The organism is Nocardiopsis nanhaiensis, assembly GCF_054778635.1.
Genome location: NZ_BAAGZJ010000203.1, coordinates 1 through 721, shown reverse-complemented (window position 1 = coordinate 721; position 721 = coordinate 1). Strand labels below are relative to the sequence as shown.

2 protein-coding genes are annotated in these 721 nt (G+C 73.8%); both read left to right on the top strand.

What is annotated here, in order from left to right; all coding sequences use genetic code 11:
* A partial coding sequence (locus ACYVD1_RS34790; RefSeq protein WP_460778729.1) for a hypothetical protein occupies positions 1 to 183 on the top strand: 183 nt, incomplete at its 5' end.
* Positions 183 to 721: hypothetical protein (locus ACYVD1_RS34785; RefSeq protein WP_460778728.1), on the top strand; the 539-nt coding region annotated here is incomplete at its 3' end. The genes ACYVD1_RS34790 and ACYVD1_RS34785, both read left to right, overlap by 1 nt.

The window sequence follows — 721 nt, the reverse complement described above, 5'->3', positions numbered from 1 at the left end:
CCCCGTAACGCGGGGCGGGTGCGCACCTACGCCGCTGCTCCCCGAACCCTGGCCGAGGCGCGGTCGCCGCGCTCGCCCCGGCCGCCGCAGGTCCCGGGACCCCGGCGCCCCTTGGAAACCGCACCCCTGCAGCTCCTCCACACGGTCCTGGTGGGATTGCGCCAGCCGGGGGTGGCGCTCTGATGCTCGACACCTGCACCGGAGACCTGCTCACCGCCGTCGAAGACGCCCTCCGAGCCCCCGCGCACCTGACCCCGCACCAGCTCTGTGAGTGGCACGCCCACACCCTGCGCAACCGGCTCCCGCTCATCCGGGACGCCCTGCGCATCGCCCGCACCGAAGACGACGCCGAACTGGCCACCCACCTCATCGACCAGGCCGTCGCCGACCACCCCACCTGCCCGGTCCCGCCGCCCCGCGAGGGAGGTGCGGCAGAGGGTGACGGGGCGCGCCTGCGCCTGCCCGCGCACAAGAGCGCGACCTGTGAGAGCGAGCTGTCCATCCCCGAGCACGTCCTGTGCTCGCTGCTCTACCGGCACTGGACCATGACCGTCGAGGGCCAGCCGCCGAACGAGGTCTACGTGGGCCGCCGCCCCTTCGGCTGGTCAGGACCGGGCGACCCCTTCGAGCGCATCACCGCCCCCACCCGTACCCAGCTTCTGCGCCTGCTCGCCTTCCGCCACCTGGGCGTCAACCCCAAAAAGCCCGGCGGTCCCATGCC